Source organism: Pseudomonas sp. RC2C2 (genome assembly GCF_018390435.1).
GTDB classification, from domain to species: Bacteria; Pseudomonadota; Gammaproteobacteria; order Pseudomonadales; family Pseudomonadaceae; genus Aquipseudomonas; species Aquipseudomonas donghuensis.
Genome location: NZ_JAHBAX010000001.1, coordinates 12,200 through 29,616 on the forward strand (window position 1 = coordinate 12,200; position 17,417 = coordinate 29,616).

The 17,417-nt window shown below is 64.0% G+C and carries 20 protein-coding genes; 10 read left to right on the top strand and 10 right to left on the bottom strand.

Going from position 1 to position 17,417, the window contains the following annotated elements; genetic code table 11:
- Positions 1-30: 30 nt before the first annotated feature.
- The 5 genes from KHO53_RS00075 to KHO53_RS00095 form a co-directional block, all read right to left on the bottom strand.
- Positions 31-978, bottom strand: coding sequence for a FecR domain-containing protein (locus KHO53_RS00075; RefSeq protein WP_036996180.1), 948 nt, complete (start codon positions 976-978; stop codon positions 31-33).
- Positions 975-1,484: a sigma-70 family RNA polymerase sigma factor gene (locus tag KHO53_RS00080; protein WP_010226815.1), complete on the bottom strand. Its 510-nt coding sequence runs from the start codon at positions 1,482-1,484 to the stop codon at positions 975-977. Before KHO53_RS00080 ends, KHO53_RS00075 begins: the two co-directional genes overlap by 4 nt.
- A gap of 238 nt (positions 1,485-1,722) precedes the next feature.
- Complete coding sequence (locus KHO53_RS00085; protein ID WP_036996181.1) at positions 1,723-2,058, bottom strand: DUF2790 domain-containing protein; 336 nt, start codon at positions 2,056-2,058, stop codon at positions 1,723-1,725.
- A 75-nt stretch (positions 2,059-2,133) separates the two neighbouring features.
- Complete coding sequence (locus KHO53_RS00090) at positions 2,134-2,883, bottom strand: anti-sigma factor family protein (protein ID WP_010226811.1); 750 nt, start codon at positions 2,881-2,883, stop codon at positions 2,134-2,136.
- Complete coding sequence (locus tag KHO53_RS00095; RefSeq protein ID WP_036996182.1) at positions 2,880-3,389, bottom strand: sigma-70 family RNA polymerase sigma factor; 510 nt, start codon at positions 3,387-3,389, stop codon at positions 2,880-2,882. The genes KHO53_RS00090 and KHO53_RS00095 overlap by 4 nt, the downstream gene beginning before the upstream one ends.
- 125 nt (positions 3,390-3,514) lie before the next feature.
- Between KHO53_RS00095 and KHO53_RS00100 the strand changes: the two genes are divergently transcribed.
- The 8 genes from KHO53_RS00100 (at position 3,515) to KHO53_RS00135 (ending at position 12,558) form a co-directional block, all read left to right on the top strand.
- Entirely contained in the window at positions 3,515-4,567 is a 1,053-nt protein-coding gene (locus KHO53_RS00100) for a catalase family peroxidase (protein WP_026001541.1), read from the top strand.
- Positions 4,564-5,094 carry a cytochrome b gene (locus KHO53_RS00105; RefSeq protein ID WP_159388866.1) on the top strand — a complete coding sequence of 177 codons (531 nt, stop codon included), beginning with the start codon at positions 4,564-4,566 and terminating at the stop codon, positions 5,092-5,094. Before KHO53_RS00100 ends, KHO53_RS00105 begins: the two co-directional genes overlap by 4 nt.
- A gap of 133 nt (positions 5,095-5,227) precedes the next feature.
- Complete coding sequence (locus tag KHO53_RS00110) at positions 5,228-6,481, top strand: OprD family porin (protein WP_010226806.1); 1,254 nt, start codon at positions 5,228-5,230, stop codon at positions 6,479-6,481.
- Between the two features lie 88 nt (positions 6,482-6,569).
- The gene (locus KHO53_RS00115) at positions 6,570-7,100 is read left to right on the top strand and encodes a sigma-70 family RNA polymerase sigma factor (protein ID WP_010226805.1); all 531 of its coding nucleotides are present in this window, start codon (positions 6,570-6,572) and stop codon (positions 7,098-7,100) included.
- A complete protein-coding gene (locus KHO53_RS00120; protein ID WP_010226804.1) occupies positions 7,097-8,050 on the top strand; it encodes a FecR domain-containing protein in 954 nt (317 codons plus the stop codon). The genes KHO53_RS00115 and KHO53_RS00120 overlap by 4 nt, the downstream gene beginning before the upstream one ends.
- A gap of 85 nt (positions 8,051-8,135) precedes the next feature.
- The gene (locus KHO53_RS00125) at positions 8,136-10,637 is read left to right on the top strand and encodes a TonB-dependent siderophore receptor (RefSeq protein ID WP_159388868.1); all 2,502 of its coding nucleotides are present in this window, start codon (positions 8,136-8,138) and stop codon (positions 10,635-10,637) included.
- A 94-nt stretch (positions 10,638-10,731) separates the two neighbouring features.
- Complete coding sequence (locus KHO53_RS00130) at positions 10,732-11,940, top strand: MFS transporter (protein ID WP_213569788.1); 1,209 nt, start codon at positions 10,732-10,734, stop codon at positions 11,938-11,940.
- 72 nt (positions 11,941-12,012) lie between these two features.
- Entirely contained in the window at positions 12,013-12,558 is a 546-nt protein-coding gene (locus KHO53_RS00135) for a cupin domain-containing protein (RefSeq protein ID WP_010226800.1), read from the top strand.
- A gap of 122 nt (positions 12,559-12,680) precedes the next feature.
- Here the strand turns inward: KHO53_RS00135 and KHO53_RS00140 are convergent, their stop codons facing one another.
- The gene (locus KHO53_RS00140; protein ID WP_026001537.1) at positions 12,681-14,171 is read right to left on the bottom strand and encodes a DASS family sodium-coupled anion symporter; all 1,491 of its coding nucleotides are present in this window, start codon (positions 14,169-14,171) and stop codon (positions 12,681-12,683) included.
- A gap of 362 nt (positions 14,172-14,533) precedes the next feature.
- On the opposite strand from KHO53_RS00140, the gene KHO53_RS00145 reads away from it, so the two are divergent.
- Positions 14,534-14,866: a hypothetical protein gene (locus KHO53_RS00145; RefSeq protein WP_010226796.1), complete on the top strand. Its 333-nt coding sequence runs from the start codon at positions 14,534-14,536 to the stop codon at positions 14,864-14,866.
- A 371-nt stretch (positions 14,867-15,237) separates the two neighbouring features.
- On the opposite strand, the gene KHO53_RS00150 is transcribed toward KHO53_RS00145, so the two are convergent.
- A complete protein-coding gene (locus KHO53_RS00150) occupies positions 15,238-15,387 on the bottom strand; it encodes a hypothetical protein (RefSeq protein ID WP_213569789.1) in 150 nt (49 codons plus the stop codon).
- Positions 15,388-15,797: 410 nt separating this feature from the next.
- On the opposite strand from KHO53_RS00150, the gene KHO53_RS00155 reads away from it, so the two are divergent.
- Complete coding sequence (locus KHO53_RS00155) at positions 15,798-16,220, top strand: group II truncated hemoglobin (RefSeq protein ID WP_213569790.1); 423 nt, start codon at positions 15,798-15,800, stop codon at positions 16,218-16,220.
- Here the strand turns inward: KHO53_RS00155 and KHO53_RS00160 are convergent.
- From KHO53_RS00160 to KHO53_RS00170, 3 genes are all read right to left on the bottom strand, one after another.
- A complete protein-coding gene (locus KHO53_RS00160) occupies positions 16,211-16,513 on the bottom strand; it encodes a hypothetical protein (RefSeq protein ID WP_010226792.1) in 303 nt (100 codons plus the stop codon). The genes KHO53_RS00155 and KHO53_RS00160 overlap by 10 nt on opposite strands.
- Positions 16,514-16,651: 138 nt before the next feature.
- Positions 16,652-16,837, bottom strand: coding sequence for a hypothetical protein (locus KHO53_RS00165; RefSeq protein ID WP_010226790.1), 186 nt, complete (start codon positions 16,835-16,837; stop codon positions 16,652-16,654).
- A 175-nt stretch (positions 16,838-17,012) separates the two neighbouring features.
- Complete coding sequence (locus KHO53_RS00170) at positions 17,013-17,333, bottom strand: YbjQ family protein (protein WP_010226788.1); 321 nt, start codon at positions 17,331-17,333, stop codon at positions 17,013-17,015.
- Positions 17,334-17,417 lie beyond the last annotated feature (84 nt).

Sequence of the window (17,417 nt, forward strand, 5' to 3'; positions counted from 1 at the left end):
TGCGCTACTGGCAAAAATACCAGGCCCCGTTCATGCCGCTTTCTGCCGCGGCACCAGGGTGATCCAGTAGCGGCTGCGTGCCTGCACCGCCAGCGGCAGGCTGGCAGCCAGCAAGGTCAACACCCGGTCGGTGTCATCCAGGCGGAAGGTCCCCGTAACCTTGAGCGACTCCAGCGCCGGCTCCCAGCGCAACCAACCCGGCCGATAACGCGACAGCTCACGCAAAAATTGCCCCAGCGGCTGGTCGTTGACGCTCAGCACACCGTCGCGCCAGTCCGGTTGATGGGGATCGAAACGGTCCATGGCGCCACTGCCGTCGGCGCTGATGGTCAGTTGATCGCCGGCCTGCAAGGCCAGCGCCGCACCGTGGCGCGGCCGCACCTGCACCGAGCCATGCAGCACGGCGATGCGACACTGTTCGGCATCGCGGCGCAGGCACACCTGGGCCTGGCCAACGCTCACCCGGGCCATGCCCAACTCGACGTGCAGGGCTTGGGCGCGACTGACGTTCAGGGCGATCTCACCCTCGACCAGAGTCAAGCGCTGGTGAACAAGGTCAAGGTCGACGGCTGTGGCGGTGTTCAATTGCAGCAGGCTGCCATCGGCCAGGCGCACGCCACGGCGTTCACCCACTGCGGTACGCAGGTCGGCGCGCAAGGCCTGCAGCGGCGTCTGCTGGCTGAGCAGCCAGCCAGCAGGCAGCAACACGGCTACCATCAGGCCGCGCTTGAGCAAGGTACGACGGTTCGGTTCGGGGCGATCCAGGCTGGCCATGGCCAAGCTTGGCGGCACCTCCTGAAAGCGTTGGCGCAAGCCTTCGGCACGCTGCCAGATCTGCTCGTGCTGCGGGCTTGCCGCGCGCCAGTACTGCAAGCGCTGCAAGTCGTCGGCGCTGGCGCGCCCGGAATCGAGCAAGGCCAGCCAGCGCGCCGCCGTGCGGGCCAGTTGCCGGGATTCGCGGCTGAAGGTGCGGTTCATAGATCAACCAACAGGCAATGCTCATAGGCCTGAGCCATGTAGCGTTTGACCGTACGCTCACTGACAGCCAGACGCTCGGCAATCTGTGCGTAGTTCAGGCCTTCGAGCTGCGACCAGAGAAACGCCCGACGCACTGCTGGTGGCAAGCCATCGAGCAGTTCGTCCAGGGCCTGCAAGGTTTCCAGCAGCAACCAGCGTTGTTCCGGTGACGGCATCTGCGCTTCGGGCAGGTTGGCCAGGGCCTCGAGGTAGGCCTGTTCCAGGCTGCGGCGTTTGTGGAAGTTGACCAGCAAGCGCTTGCCGACGGTCAGCAGGTAGGCCCGCGGCTCACGCAGTTCGCTAAGCACCTGGGGGCTGGCCAGCACCCGCAGGAAGGTGTCCTGGCTGAGGTCGGCGGCATCCCAGCGGTTGCCCAAGCGCTGATACAACCAGCGTTCAAGCCAGCTGCGATGCTCCCGATAGAGGCCATGCAGGGTCTGCTCGGTTGGGCTCGCCGCTTCGCTCATGTCTACGCACCTGGATGGATCAGACTCAAATGAGATTGATTCTAATTAATACCCTGGCGCAATCCAAGCGCTATTACACGGCTTTTATCATCTGCCAGCGCTGGCGCACCTCCCGCACTGTGGGGGCCGATACCCCTCGCAGTGGGTGTGTGCTTTTGCCGCTTGCAAGACGCCAGTCCGCGGTTGGGCCTTCACCTGGCGTGGCGCAGCGACGATCCCTCGCCGCTGCCGGGGCGCGTTATCGCGTTGACTGAAAGCGCGGACACTGGCCTTCGAGCCGATACCGCAGGGTAACCAGCTGGCCGCTGGAGTCTTCAAAGGTCATCAGCATTGGCGCCGCTTCGCAGCCGCGGGCCATGGGTGTTTGCTCGATCAGACGGGCGACATCCACAGATTTGCCGTAGGCAAAATCCTGGATCGCGGGGACGGTCTTGCCGGTTCTTGCTGCATAGGCCTGCACTGCCTGCTCATGGGCAACCAGACGCGCATCCTTTACCTCTGGTGCCGAAGCCAGCGCGCTTTGGCCGGCCAGCAGAACCACTGCGGCCAATACCAAACCTTGCGTGCGCTTCATTGGCGGATACCTCGAATAAAGTTAAATGACGACAGTAACAACGGCTTTGAGCTTACGCCCCTAATGGCATTTCAGCTACAAAGTGATACCAAGCGCCTGACGCAATTGCTCGCCTCGGCGGTCGGATGCGGCGCTGACCAGGGCGTAGTTGTAGTCCCCTCGCGACCAGTAGCGGGCCTGCAGCTGGCCGTCGGTTCGCTCACCACTGGGCATGCGCGCATAGTGCTCACCCGGCGAGCGCAGGAACAGGCTGACCCGCTGGCCCCGGGCGTCTTCAAACAACAACAGCGCCGCCGGCCCCTGCTCGTTGCTCAGCAGCCGCGCACCTAGCGGGGTAAAACCGTAGGCCGAGAGGTCCGGTAAAGTGCCGACATGGGCAAAGTGCTGGCCCAGCCAGGCCTGCAGGCGCGCCGGGTCCTGGGCGCTGAGGTCGAGGGCCTTGGCATCGGCGAACAGCCGATGGGCCTGCACGGCATCGGCCATCGGCGGGTTGCTGGCCAGCAGGCTCGCCTCGCGCACCTGCCAGCCGCCCAGGCCGCCGATGCCCAGGGTCAGCAGCAGTACCGCAGCACTGGCCCAGCGCCGTTGCCGCCGGCGGCGCAACTCACGGCGCACGTTGGCCGGGTCCAGGCGCGGGTTGGGTGCTTGCGCGGCAAAGCCGGACAGCGCCGCGCGCAGCTGGCGGGCATCGTTGCGCCAGGCTTCGACCCGCGCCGCCTGCTCGGGGTTGGCCGCCAGGTACAGCTCCACCGCCCGCCGCCGCTCGCTGTCCAGGCGCTCGTCGACATAAGCGTGCAGTTCGTGTTCGGACGGGATCAAGCTCATTTCAACCTCCGCAGCGCCGGGGGCGGTGTGTCGCCCTCGGCCAGTTCGCGCATGGCCGCGCGGGCGCGCGACAAGCGTGACATTACCGTGCCAATCGGCACATCCAGGGCCAGGGCGGCCTCCTTGTAGCTCAGGCCTTCAACGCTGACCAGCAACAGCAAGGCACGCTGCTCGGTGGGCAGTTGCGCGAACGCTGCCAGGCCCAACTGGGCAACGACGATATCTTCGGTGTTGCTGCCCGCCTCCTCGCTGCGGCCGAACCAGGCCAGCCAACGTGCCTGGCGGCGTTCGCGGCGTTTGCCGTCGATAAACTGCCGGTACAGGATCGAGAACAGCCAGGCGCGCAGGCTGGCGTCTTCACGTTGTTGACCACGGCGGCTCAAGGCGCGCTCGACCGTGGCCTGGACCAGGTCGTCGGCGCTGCTGGCCTCGCGGGTCAGCCACAGGGCGAAGCGACGCAGGCGCTCAAGCATCTGGCGTAATTGCTCGTCGTCTAGTTCGTTCATTGCCGCAGTCTTGGCCTGTAGGCGATCAGTGTACGAAGCAGACGCTGGCGGTGAAGAATTATTCCCTGGTGCTGGAATAAAATTCTGCGCCACGCGTCGTACCGGCTCATTCACTGACCCGGATCATCGCCATGAGCACTCCGCTACACGGTCGCCCGCGCGCCTTGCGCCTGGCTGCCATCGGCTTCGGGCTGACGGCCCTGGCCGCAGGTTTTGCCTATGCCGCCGGCTGGATCGGCGCCGAGCGCCTGACCCCGAAGCGCATTATCGACACCTTCGAAGCCCAGGCCGGGCACTACCCCGGTTACCGTAAGAATCACGCCAAGGGCCTGTGCGTCAGTGGCTACTTTCAGAGCAGCGGCGCTGCGGCGAAGCTGTCCACTGCGCGGGTGTTCAGCCAGGCCAGGGTGCCGGTAATCGGCCGCTTCGCCATCGGCGGCGCCAACCCCCACAGCCCTGATGCCAGCGTGCCGACCCGCAGCCTGGCGCTACAACTGCGCAGCGACGATGGCCAGCAGTGGCGCACCGGCATGAACACGCCGCCGGTGCTGGCGGTGGGCACGCCCGAGGCCTTCTACCAGCAAGTGCTGGCCATGACCCCCGACCCGGCCTCCGGCAAACCGGACCCGGCGCGCCTGCAGGCGTTTTTCGCCGCCCACCCGGAGAGCGCCGCCTTTCGCCAATGGGCCAAGGACTACAAAGCCTCGGACAGTTTCGCCAGTTCCAGCTACAACAGCATCAACGCTTTTGCCCTGATCGATGCCGCTGGCAAGGCCCGCTACGTGCGCTGGAGCCTGTTGCCGCAAACCCCGTTCGCCGCCCTGCCGGCTCAGGTCGACGACAACGACTACCTGCAACACGACCTACGCCAGCGCCTGAACCAGGGCCCGCTGCGCTGGACCCTGCAATTGACGCTGGCCGCAGCCGGCGATGCCGTCGATGACCCGAGCCAGCCCTGGCCTGCGCAGCGGCCCACGGTAAACGCCGGCACCCTGGTGATCGACCAGGTCGATGCCGCGGAACAAGGCGCCTGTCGCGACCTGAACTTCGACCCGCTGATTCTGCCGAGCGGCATCCAGCCTTCGGCCGACCCGATCCTCGCGGCGCGCTCGGCGGCCTACTCGGAATCCTTCAACCGCCGCAGCCGTGAAGCCGCGCAGCTGGGAGCTCGCCGATGAAACCTGTTGCCTTCCACCCCCTGGCCCGCGTCCTGCACTGGCTGATGGCGCTGCTGATCCTGGCCATGCTGTTTGTTGGCGTGAGCATGGTCAGCGACCTGTCACCGCGCCATACCTGGCTGATCAGCCTGCACAAGGCCATTGGCCTGGCCCTGTTGCTGCTGGTGATCGTGCGCATTGGCGTACGCCTGAGCCTGCCGCACCCGCCGCTACCCGACGACTTGCCGCCACTGCAGCGCTGGGCGGCGAAAGCTTCGCACCTGTTGCTGTACGGGCTGATGCTGGCGATGCCGGTGCTGGGCTGGGGCATGCAGTCTGCCGGCGGCTATCCACTGCCGCTGCAACTGCCGGCGCTGGTGCCCCACGACCTGCAACTGTATGCCCTGCTGCGCCAGGCCCACGGCTGGCTGGCCTATGTGCTGTTTGCCAGCGTGCTGGTGCACCTGGGTGCGGCGCTGGTGCACGGGCTGGTACGCCGTGACGCCGTGCTGCGCAGCATGTGGCCGGGGCCACTGCCAAAGGATTAATATATTAATTAATTTCCATTCCAGGCCATTTCTACCAGTAAGAGGTCTATTCAAAAATAAAGATAATATGTTAACAATATAGGCAGAGACACCTGGCACCCGCCACACACAACAACAAGAAAGGTAGCCCCCAATGCTTCTGCCCCGTTCGCTGACGGTGAGTGCCGGCCTGTGCGCCGCATTCACCCCCTACATCGCCCAGGCCGAGTTCATCAAGGACAGCAAGGCCAGCCTTGAGGCGCGCAACTTCTACTTCAGCCGTGACTTTCGCCAAAGCGGCGCGCCGCAGAGCCAGGCGCGGGAATGGGCTCAGGGCTTCATCCTGAAAATGGAGTCGGGCTTTACCGAAGGCACCGTAGGCTTTGGCCTCGATGCCCTGGGCGAGCTGGGGGTCAAGCTCGACGCCAGCCGCGACCGGCGCGGTACCGGCCTGCTGCCCTTCGGCGCCAGCCAGGAGCCGGTGGACGACTACAGCGAACTGGGCCTGACCGCCAAGCTGCGGGTCAGCAAAACCACCCTCAAGCTCGGCACCCTGCAACCGATGCTGCCGGTGGCGGCGATCAACGACGTGCGCCTGCTGCCTTCGACCTACAGCGGCGGCCTGCTGACCTCCCAGGACATCGACGGCCTGACCCTGAACCTCGGCCGCCTGGAAAAACAAAACCTGCGCGACTCCTCGAGCAACGACGAGATGAGCTACGCCGGGGTCGAGAGCAATCACCTGGACCTGGCCGGCGGCACCTACGCGATCAACCCGCGCCTGGCCGTCAGCTATTACTACGCGCAGATGCAGGATATCTACCGCCAGCACTACGCCGGGCTGGTCCACGACCTGCCCCTGGCCGAAGGCATCAACCTGCGCAGCGACCTGCGTTACTTCGACACCCGCGAACAGGGCAGCCACAACCTGCGCGCGGCCTCGCGGGTCGACGGCGGCAAGATCGACAACCGCTTCTTCAACGGCATGCTGACCCTGGGCGTGGGCGCACACAAGTTCGGCCTCGGTTACCAGAATCTCTCAGGCGATGGCGATTTTGCCTACCCGGGCCTGGACCCCTACTCGGTCAACCTGGTCACCGTGAACGTCTTCACCAAGGCTGAAACCGATGCCTGGCAGGCGCGTTACGACTACAACTTCGCCGCCCTCGGCCTGCCGGGCTTGAGCTTCATGACCCGCTACGTGAATGGCAGCCATATCGAAACCGCCAGTGTCAGCGGCGGTAAGGAATGGGAACGCGATACCGACATTGCCTACGTGGTGCAAAGCGGGCCGCTGAAGAATGTCAGCGTGCGGCTGCGCAACGCCACCTTCCGTTCCAGTGGCGGCCTGACCACGGACATCGACGAGAACCGGCTGATTGTCGGCTACACCCTGGCGCTCTGGTAAGCAAAGGTGGCGGCCGTGTGAAAACAACGCTTTATTAGTTTTTTGGGAATGCTTATCATCTGCATTATTTTTCCGGGATGCAGCCAGGATGAGCGCACCGCCGTCACCGCCCAATGCCGAACTCGGCCAGCTCTATCAGCACCATCACCTGTGGTTGCAACACTGGCTGCGCCGGCGCCTGAGCTGTCCGCAACGGGCAGCAGACCTGATGCAGGACACCTTCGTACGCATCCTCGCCTCCTCCGAGGCGCTGGAGCTGGTGCGCCTGCTGCGTGAGCCGCGCAACTACCTGGCGACGGTGGCGCGGCGGGTGATGATCGATCATTTCCGTCGTCAGCAACTGGAGCGCGCTTACCTGGAAGCCTTGGCAGCGCAACCGCAAGCCGAACAGATCTCCAGCGAAGAGCAGGTGCTGATTCTGGAGACCCTGCGTGAAATCGACCAACTGTTGGCGGGCTGCGGCGCCAAGGCACGCAAGGCGTTTCTGATGGCCAACTGGCTGGGCATGACCTACGTGGAAATTGCCGAGGCCCTGGGTGTGTCACTGACCACGGTGAAAAAGTACCTGATCAAGACCACCGAGCGCTGCCTGCTGCTCGCTTACGATGCTCAGCCATGACTGACCGCGAGCGCCAGCGCCAAGCCCTGAAGTCCGCCGCCCGCTGGCATGTGCAACTGACCGCCGGCGATGCCCCGGCCGAACTGCACCAGGCCTGGCAGGTATGGCTGGCCAGCGCTGCCGAGCATCGCTGGGCCTGGGCGCGGGTCGAGCAGTTGCAGGGGCGCCTGGCCAGTGTGCCAGGCGGCCTCGCCTTCGATACCTTGCAGCGTAGCGAAGCCGAAGGCCTGCCCCGGCGCAGCGTGCTCAAGGGCCTGCTGCTGGCCAGCGGCCTTGGTCTTGGCGGCTGGGCCAGCTATCGCAGCCAGCCGGCGCAGCACTGGCTGGCGGATGTGCACAGTGCCACCGGTGAAATTCGTCACCTGACCCTCGCCGACGGCAGCCAGTTGGTGCTCGATACCGCCAGCGCCGTGGACATCCGCTTCGATGCTCAGCAACGACTGATTCGCCTGCGTCACGGGCGGGTTTTTCTGACTAGCGGCAAGGACAGCCGGCAACGCCCCTTGCGCGTGGAAACCGCCCAAGGCCTGGTCGAAGCCCTGGGCACGCGCTTCAGCGTCGTTCAGCGCGAAGCCGCCAGCCAGGTCGAGGTGTTCGAGCAGGCGGTGCGCATCAACCCGCATCAGGCGCCGGCTCGTCGCCTGGACGCTGGCCAGCGTTGCCAGTTCGACAGCCATGCGGTCCACGCCACGCAGGCCGTCGCCAGCAGCGAAGCGGCCTGGACCAGCGGGCACCTGATCGTCGAGGACTGGCGCCTGGGCGATGTACTCGAAGAACTCGGCCGCTACCGCCCTGGGCTGTTGTCCTACGCCAGTGAGCTTAACGGGCTACGCGTCTCAGGGACCTTCTCCCTCACCAACAGCGATGCGGCGCTGTCGGCCCTGGCCACGTCGTTCAAGCTTCAGGTGCGCCGGTACAACCGCTTCTGGGTCAGCGTTGGCCTGAGTTGAAATTCTTTCAGCAAGGGGTGCCTGTTTTTTTTCGTTCGTCCGCCTCTGTAGGAAATAATCTCATTTGCGAACGAAGAGGATTTCCATGCAACCCCGCTTCCCCCGTGCCCTCCTCCCCCAGCTGATTGGCCGACACCTGCTTGCCGCCGCTCTGGTCATGCCCCTATTGCCCCTCGACGTTGCCCAGGCAGCAGAGACCGACAGCGCCAGCAACGGCCAGGTATTTGCCATTGACGCGGGTTCCTTGAGCCAGGTGCTGGGCAGCTTTGCGGCGGCGGCCGGGGTCAACCTGTCGTACGACGCGCAACTGACCAGCAGCCAGCAGAGCCCGGGCCTGCAGGGGCGTTACGGGGTACTCGAAGGCCTGAGCCGGATCCTCGCTGGCAGTGGCCTGCAGGCTTACCGCCAGGCCGACGGCAGCTACTCGATCCGCCCGCTGCCGGCCAGTGATGGCGCGCTGGAACTGGGCGCCACCACCATTGGCGCCAGCACCTTGAACACCCACATGGAAACCACCGACAGCCTCACCGTGCGTCAGGTCAGCTTTGCCAAGGGCGAGCATTCACTGCGCGAAACGCCGCAGTCGGTGACGGTGATCACCCGCAAAATGATGGATGACCAAAACCTCACCACCCTCGAACAGGTGATGGAGAAGACGCCAGGGATCACCGTGCATGACTCGCCCATGGGCGGCAAATACTTCTACTCGCGCGGTTTCATGCTCGCCGGCCAGTACCAGTACGACGGCGTGCCGCTGGACCTGGGTGGCAACTACGTACAGGCCAACAGCTTTGCCAGCGACATGGCCTATTACGATCGTGTCGAAGTGCTGCGCGGCGCCGCCGGCATGCTCAAGGGCTCTGGCAGCTCTGCCGGCGGGGTCAACTTCATCCGCAAGCGCGGCCAGGAAAAGGCCGCCACCAGCGTCAGCCTTTCGGCCGGCTCCTGGGACAACTACCGTGCCCAGCTCGATACCGGTGGCCCGCTGAACGAATCCGGCAGCCTGCGTGGCCGGCTGGTGGTTGCCGGGCAGGACCGCCAGTATTTCTACGACATGGGCAAGCGCGACGACCAGGTGGTCTACGGCGCCCTGGACTACGACTTCAACGACGCCACCACCCTCGGTATCGGCGCCGCCTACGAGAAGCTCAACGCCACCCCTTGCTGGCAGGGCCTGCCGCGCTACAGCAATGGTGCGGACCTGAAGCTGTCGCGCTCCACCTGCCTGGGCGCGACCTGGAACAGTTGGGAAAGCCAGCGGGTCAACCTGTTCGCCGACCTCACCCATCACTTCAACGACCAGTGGCGGTTGAAGGTCGCCGCCATGCACAGCCACAACACCCAGGACATGCAGTACGCGATGACCCTGGGCAGCGTGCCGGTCGGTAGCAGCTCGGCCAACAACCAGCTGTACTCCGGCGTGTTCGACTACGACCAGCACGACTACGGCATGGACGCCTACCTGGACGGCAAGTTCAACGCCTGGGGCCTGGAGCATGAACTGATCATCGGCGCCAACGCCAGCCGGGCCAAGGGCAGCGACAGCTACGCGCTGATCAACATGACCCAGTTGCTCGGCGTGACCATGGACCCCTTCGCCCCCAACCGCGACATTCCCAAGCCGCCGGACAGCTTGTACCAGACCGCCTCCTACCGCGGCGGCCCGCTGCCGGTGGAAAGCGACACGCGGCAGATGGGCACCTATGCCACCTTGCGCCTGAAACTGGCCGAGCCCCTGACCCTGGTGCTTGGCAGCCGGGTCAGCTGGTACCGCAGCCAGCGCGATTCCTACACCCAGGCCTGGGACTACTGGCAGCATGACCGCAGCCAGGAAAACGGCCAGGTCACGCCGTTTGCCGCGCTGATCTACGACCTGGACGACACCTGGTCGGTGTACGGCAGCTACGCCGACATCTTCCAGCCCCAGGGCACCTACACCGATACCCAGGGCAGCCCGTTGCAACCCAAGACCGGCGCCAACTATGAGCTGGGGATCAAGGGCGAATGGCTCGATGGCGGCCTGAACGCGGCGTTCAACCTGTTCCGCACCATCGAGGCGCACCGCGCCGAAGCCGATTACGATTCGGTGTGCGCCGGTTCCTCCGACGGTTACTGCTACAGCGACAAGGGCAAGGTCCGCGCCCAGGGCTTTGAAGCCGAACTCAGCGGCGAGCTGGCCGAGCGCCTGCAGGTACTGGCCGGTTACACCTACACCGAGCTTGAGTACCTCAAGACCAACAGCACCAGCCAAGACGCGACCTTCACCGCCAGCTACGTGCCGCGCCATCTGCTGCGGGTCTGGGCCGACTACCAACTGGACGGGCCGCTGCAACGCTGGAGCCTGGGCGGCGGGGTCAACGCGCAAAGCGACAACCACTACCAGGACCGCGCGGCGAAAACCGTACAGCCCGGCTACGCGATCTGGAACGCGCGCCTGGGCTACCAGCTGGATGACAACTGGAGCATTGCCGTCAACGGCAACAACCTGTTCGACAAGCACTACTACTCCAGCGTCGGCGCCCTGGCCTGGGGTAACTTCTATGGTGAGCCGCGCAATTTCATGGTGACCCTCAAAGGCGATTTCTGACGCCGGTGATTTGCGGTCGACGCCAGCCGATGATAATCGTTATCATCTTGTATCGGTCGTCGACCGCCTTGCCCTCACCTGCCCTGGATAGCCCATGACCACTGCAACGGACCCTGCCGTGCTCGCTTCAGCCGAGCGCTCCTCTTTCGACCTGCGCCCGCTACTGGCGGCCAACATGGCCTGCACCATGGCGTTGATGGCCTTCGTTTCCTTGATCGGCCCGATTGCCCGCACCCTGGGCCTGGCCACTTGGCAGGCAGGTACCGCAGTCACGGTTGCCGGAGTGATCTGGATGCTTCTGGCCCGCCCCTGGGGCCGCGCCAGTGATCGCCTGGGGCGGCGCAAGGTGTTGCTGCTCGGCACCGCAGGCTTCACCGCCGCCTACTGGGCGTTGTGTTTGTTCATCGACACTGCTTTGCACCTGCTGCCCAGCGCCGCATTGGCCTTTGCCGGGCTGGTGCTTGGCCGCGGCTTGATCGGCGCCTTCTACGCCGCTCTGCCGGTTGCTGGCGCAGCGCTGATTGCCGATAACATCGAACCTCAGCACCGCGCTCGGGCAATGGCTTCGCTGGGTGCGGCCAACGCCTTCGGCCTGGTGATCGGCCCGGCGCTGGCAGCGGTCCTGGCCCGCTACAGCCTGGGCCTGCCGTTCTATGGGATGGCGGTGCTACCGATGCTGGCGTTCCTGGTGCTGCTGCTCAAGCTCAAGCGTCAGGAGTTGCACATCAAGCAACCGCCACGCCCGGTACGCCTGGCCGACCCGCGCCTGCGCCGGCCCTTGCTGGTAGCCTTCGTGGCAATGCTCAGCGTGTCGGTGGCGCAGATCACCGTCGGTTTCTTCGCCCTAGACCGCCTGGGCATGGCCCCGGCCGATGCCGCGCAAACCGCCGGGGTTGCCCTGACCATGGTCGGCGTGGCGCTGATCCTCTCGCAGATCCTGGTGCGCAAGCTCGAGTGGCCACCACTGCGGATGATCCGCGTCGGCGCCAGCATCGCCGCCGTGGGTTTTGCCGCCAGCGCCCTGGCCAGCAGTGCCGTGGGGCTGTGGGCGTGTTTCTTTGTTTCGGCCTGTGGCATGGGTTGGGTGTTCCCGGCGTTTTCGGCGCTGGCGGCCAATGCCATGGACGCCAGCGAGCAAGGCGCCACGGCCGGTTCCATCGGCGCGGTGCAGGGGCTGGGCGTGGTCATCGGGCCGCTGGCCGGGACCCTGATCTATGCCGTTGATCCGCGCCTGCCATACCTGATTGTCGCTGCGTTACTGTTGTTGGTAGGCCTGTGGCCGCAGCCGAAAAAGCCCGCCTAACAGGTGGGCCGCTAAAGCCTGGCCGAATGTGCTTTAATGCCTCGCCCAAAATTTTTGACACATAAGGCGGCTATGGACACGGGGACACGACTCAAACTGGTGCGTGAACGCAACAAACTCTCCCAGCGGGAGCTGGCTCGACGCAGTGGCCTGACCAACTCGACGATCTCGCAGATCGAGCAGAATCGCGTCAGCCCGTCGGTCAGTTCCCTGAAAAAGCTGCTTGAAGGCATTCCGATGTCGTTGGCGGAGTTCTTCAGTTTCGACGAGCCGATCCGCGAGGAGCGCTTTGTGTTCCGCTCCACCGAGCAGCCAGACCTGGGCAACAGCGGCCTGCGCATGTTGCTGGTGGGTGCCAGTGTCGAGGGCCGGCAGATGCGCATGTTGCGCGAGCTGTACGCGCCAGGCGCCGATTCCGGTGAGCCGATCGTGCATGCCGAAGGCGAAGAATGCGGCCTGGTGACCCGAGGCACCATCGAGTTGCGGGTCGATGGCCAGGTCAGCATCCTCAACTCGGGCGACGGCTACTACTTCCCCACCACCCTGCCCCACAGCTTCAAGAACATCGGCCAGGACGAGGCCGAGATCATCAGCGCCAACACGCCGGCGAATTTCTAGATTCGGGGGCTGCTGCCAACCCATCGCCGGCAAGCCGGCTCCCACAGTAGATTTGTGTACACCGGAACTGTGGGAGCTGGCTTGCCAGCGATCGAGCGCGAAGCGGTCGCAATCTTGGCCCTTTACATCCAGCCCAACCACTGCCACCAGGTAGCGGCAAACACCAGCATCAGCCCATAGCCGATCAAGGTCACCAGGATCCCCACCCGGGCAAACTGCTTGGCGGTGAAAGTTTCGGTGCCCAGGCAGACCATGTTCTGCGGTGCGTTGATCGGCAGGATAAACCCGTAGCTGACCACAAAGCCCAGGGCCATGGTCATGCCCAGGCGGCTGAAGTCACCCGGCAGGGTCTGCAGCACGGCGATCAGGATCGGCAGCAGTGCCGAGGTCAGCGCGGTGGCGCTGGCAAAGCCCAGGTGGATCAGAATCAGGAAGGCCGCCAGAATCGAGAACACCCCCAGCGTCCCCAGTTGATCCAGCCCGGTATGGGCCACCACCTGCGCGCCCAGCCATTGCCCGGCCTGGGTGGTGAGCAAGGTAGTGCCCAGGCTGATGCCGACACCAAAGACAATCACCGTGCCCCAGGGAATGCGCGCCTGCACGTCTTTCCAGGTCATGACCCCGAGCCGTGGCAGCAGCAGGATCACCAACCCGGCATAGGTGGTCGAGGTGGTATCGAAGTGATGCAGCTTGCCCTCGGTGGCCCAGGCCAGCAGCAACAGCAGTGACACGCCAAGCAGGCGTTTCTGCGCAGCGGTCATCGGCCCGAGCTCGGCCAAGGTCTTGTTCACCGCCGCCTTGCCGCCGGGTATCGCTTCGCTCTCGGGCGGCAGCATTTTCAGTACCAGGACAATCAGCACCACCGACATGATCAGCGCCCACGGCGCACCGGCAATCAGCCAGTCGATCCACGACACCCGCGCCCCGAGCATCTTGTCCATGAAGCCGACGGTCAGCAGGTTCTGCGCCGCAGCGGTCTGGATACCGATGTTCCAGATGCTGGTGCCCTGGGCGACGATGATCATGATCCCGGCCGCGATGTTGGAGCGTTTATCCACGCCGAACGCGGCAATCACCCCCATCATGATCGGCACCACGCAGGCACTGCGCGCCGTGGCGCTGGGCACCACCAGGCTGAGCAGCACGGTAACCGCCACCGCCCCGATGAGGATGCGCCGGGTGCTGACGCCGATGCTCGAGAGCGTCACCAGGGCGATGCGCCGGTCAAGGCCGGTGTGGGTCATGGCCGCGGCGATGAACAAGGCCCCGACCACCAGGGCCAGGGCACTGTTGGAGAACCCGGTCAGGGCCAGGGTGATTGCCGCCGAGGAGCCGTAGATTACCGAAGGATCGGCGACCGTCGGCGCAGTGCCGAGCAAAAACGCCATCAGCGAGGTGATCATGATCGCACTGGCTTCGTACGACACCGCTTCGCTGATCCACACCACCACGGCAAAGGCCAGGATTGCCAGCACCCGGTGGCCGGCCACCGGCAAGTCGGCGGGCATCGGCAGCAACAGCACCCCGGCAAGGGCCGCGATACCGACCAACAGGCCAATAGGCACGCGGGTTCCGGCAGTTGGAGAGACAGGCGCATTGGCCGCTGAATTCATGGGTGACTCCCTGCAAAACATGTCCAGGCATGATCCTGCAAGTCACCTCAACGCGGACTGATGCGTATCAATGCCCTGAATTCGAGGCATTGTCGGACAATATGTAGTGTATGAAAAAAATCACTACAAAACCTGTTGACGCCGTTCATCGCCCCTTGCATGATGAGGCCGTCTCCCCGATCGGGGGTACTGGCAAGGGTGTTCCAGGCAGCTCGACAGATCCATGAGCTGTGTGCGGATGGGTACTGCCCAAAAGGCAGCGTGTAGAAGCCCCCAGTTGTGACGCTGCTGTAGCAGCTTTCATTTAACGCTACATGTTATGCGCCAAGTGCGAACAAACAACGAATGGTCAAGGGGGCTTTATGATGAATCTGAACAATCAACCGACTGTTGAAGAACTGGCCCGGCTGTTCGCCGCGCGCAAGGACACCCTCGACAGCCATATCCTCTGGGTTTGCGAATCGGGCGAAGTTCGCCTGGACAGCCTGGATACCCTGAGCGACGAAGCGCAGTTCGAGCAATGCAACCCGAACATGCGGGCTCGCCTGAAGATGTACCGTCGCGGCCAGGGCTACGTTGGCAAGAAGGCCGCCGCCGACACCCAGTACGTCGGACGGGTTCTGCAGACCCTGCAAAGCGAGTGGGCTGCGCTGCAGAACAAACCGGGCGTCGCGGTAATCGACCGCCTCTGCTAAGGGTCGCTGGGGTGCGGCACAGCCCCAGCCACGCTTGAGCCCAATCCCTGCGGATTGGGCTTTTTTTATGGTTATTCATGGAGTCCCGGGGGCTATGGTCCTTGGCTTGGGATGTTGAGGCTGCGAGCTTATCCGTTCGCTGTGGCGCCGCTGCCTGCCCCTTCCGCCTTTACGGCGTCCTACTTTTCTCTTGGGAAAAGTAGGCAAAACCGCTCGCTCCTGCATACGGCCCTACGCTGCGCTTCGGGTCCCTTCGCTTCGGTGTCTTCCAGGGGCTCCGCGGCCTACGACTTGCTACGCCAAGTCTACGTCTCGCGACTTCGGCTGACGCCGAAGGGTGCTGCGCACCAGCCCCCTCCAGACACCTACGCTCAGCCTCCTGAAGTCGCGAAGTTACGGGCGGCGCCTGCACGGGCGTATCTGCGAAAGCAGATGTTGGCGCAGCCAGGCTGACGCCGGAGCGGGGCAAGCTCGCTGGCAAAGCGAGCACCGACTTGCTTGGTCTTGATTTTGATGTTCATGCACGTAATTCCAGGCGCCGCCAAAAGCGACTTCAGGAGGCCGAGCGAAGGTGCCTGTAGGGGCAGTGCGCAGCACCTTCGGCGTTAGCCGAAGACGCGAGACGTAGACTTGGCGTAGCAAGTCGTAGGCCGCGACGCCCCGGAGGGCGCCGTAGCGAGGGGACCCGAAGCGCAGCGTAGGGCCGTATGCAGGAGCAAGCGGTTTTGCCTACCTTTTCCCAAGAGAAAAGTAGGCCGCCGTAAAGGCGGAAGGGGCCAGCAGCGGCGCCACAGCGAACGGATAAGCTCGCAACCTGAACATCCCAACCCAACCCAACCCAAGGACCATAGCCCCCAAGACTCCATGAACAGCATTTTTTATTCGCCCCGGGACTTGGCTAGAATGGCGCTTTTACCTGAAGAGCCCACTTATGACCCACCCCGCTTTCGGCACCGGTGATGCGTCCTACCAAGCCGCCGGTGGCATCGACGGCCTGCGCCGCCTGGTCGATGAGTTCTACCGGTTGATGGATGAGAACCCCGAGGCACTGGCCGTGCGCCAGATGCACCCCGACAACCTCGATGCCTCACGCGACAAGCTGGCCTGCTTTCTCAGCGGCTGGCTCGGTGGCCCGCGGCTGTTCAGCGAACGCTATGGCCCGATCGCCATCCCGGCCTTCCATGCCCAATGGCCGATCGATGAACACCACAGCGCTATCTGGTTGAGCTGCATGGCGCAGGCAATTGCACTGCAGGATTACCCCGACGAATTTGCCGACTACCTGCTGCGCCAATTGCGCGTGCCGGCCCAGCGCATCGTCCAGGCCAGCCGCGCCCGCCATCCTCAGGCCTGAAGGCGCAGCGCCACCGTCTCCAGCGGCAACGCCCCGGTAGCCAGTGCCCGGGCCCGGTCGACACCCCAGACCATGGCGCGGGTCATGGTTTCGCCGGGACGGTTGTCGTAATACTCCTCGACCAGGGCATTGCCCTGGCACGTATAGATGCCGAGGAACAATTGCGTGGCACCGGTACGCGACAACCTCACCTGCACGTCGATACTGGTCCCGTCACTGAGCTGTTCGTCATGGCTGCGGCTATGCAGTTGCGCGTCGGCCCAGCTCCAGTAAGTTTCTTCCCTGATACGCATCGAGTGACTCCTGTATTGATGGCGGCAGTAGTAAGGCACACAACCCGAAATCAGGCGAGTACGAGCCGCACAACCTTTGCGCGAGGTCAAACAATGCAAAAAAAACCCCGCCGTTGGGCGGGGTGGTGGTCGATTCGATCACTTCTTCGCGGGCAAGCGCGGGGTGAATTTGCCCTTCTTGCTACGCGGCAGCGTGTTCAGGCGCACCTGTGCGTCTTCCTGCGTCATGTTGGTAAAGCCCAGCCGATAGCCGCTCTGCCCGCAACGGATTAGATTGTTGATTGGAAAAGCGTCGCCGTTGTCCTCATTGAATAAGTCAACCATGCCCCAGTCTCCCTCCGACAGCGGATCAGTACCGGCAAGCAGATGATTGCCCAGAAAAGCACTGACCCTGGTGATTCTGAGACTAGCCGGTCATTTACGGACCACACGGGCGAAGACAAAAAAGCCCGACCAATGGCCGGGCTATTTTGTCGCACCCCTCGGGTGACTTAGAGGCTTACTTGAGCTTTACGGCGGTGCCGGTGACAAACACCACAACCATGCCACCGCGTGCCGACGGCATGCTGATTTCGTAATCCAGGCCCACCACCGCATCGGCCTGCAGGCTGCGCGCGCGGCTGCGGATTTCGTCGGTGGCCTGGATGCGTGCTTCTTTCAGGGCACTCTCCAGGGTTTGCGAACGGCCACCGAAAAAGTCGCGAAAGCTGGCGAAAATATCGCGAACCACGTTGATGCCCTGGACCGACTCGGCGCTGACCACATCCAGATAGGCGGCGATTTCCCGGCCTTCGATGGTACCTGTGGTGGTGATGATCATGCTGCTCTCCTTCGGCCTTGCCTGTCAGCCGCCCGGCGCTTCAGTGCGCGGGCGGTAAAAAAACGCGATGGTAGCAAAACCGGT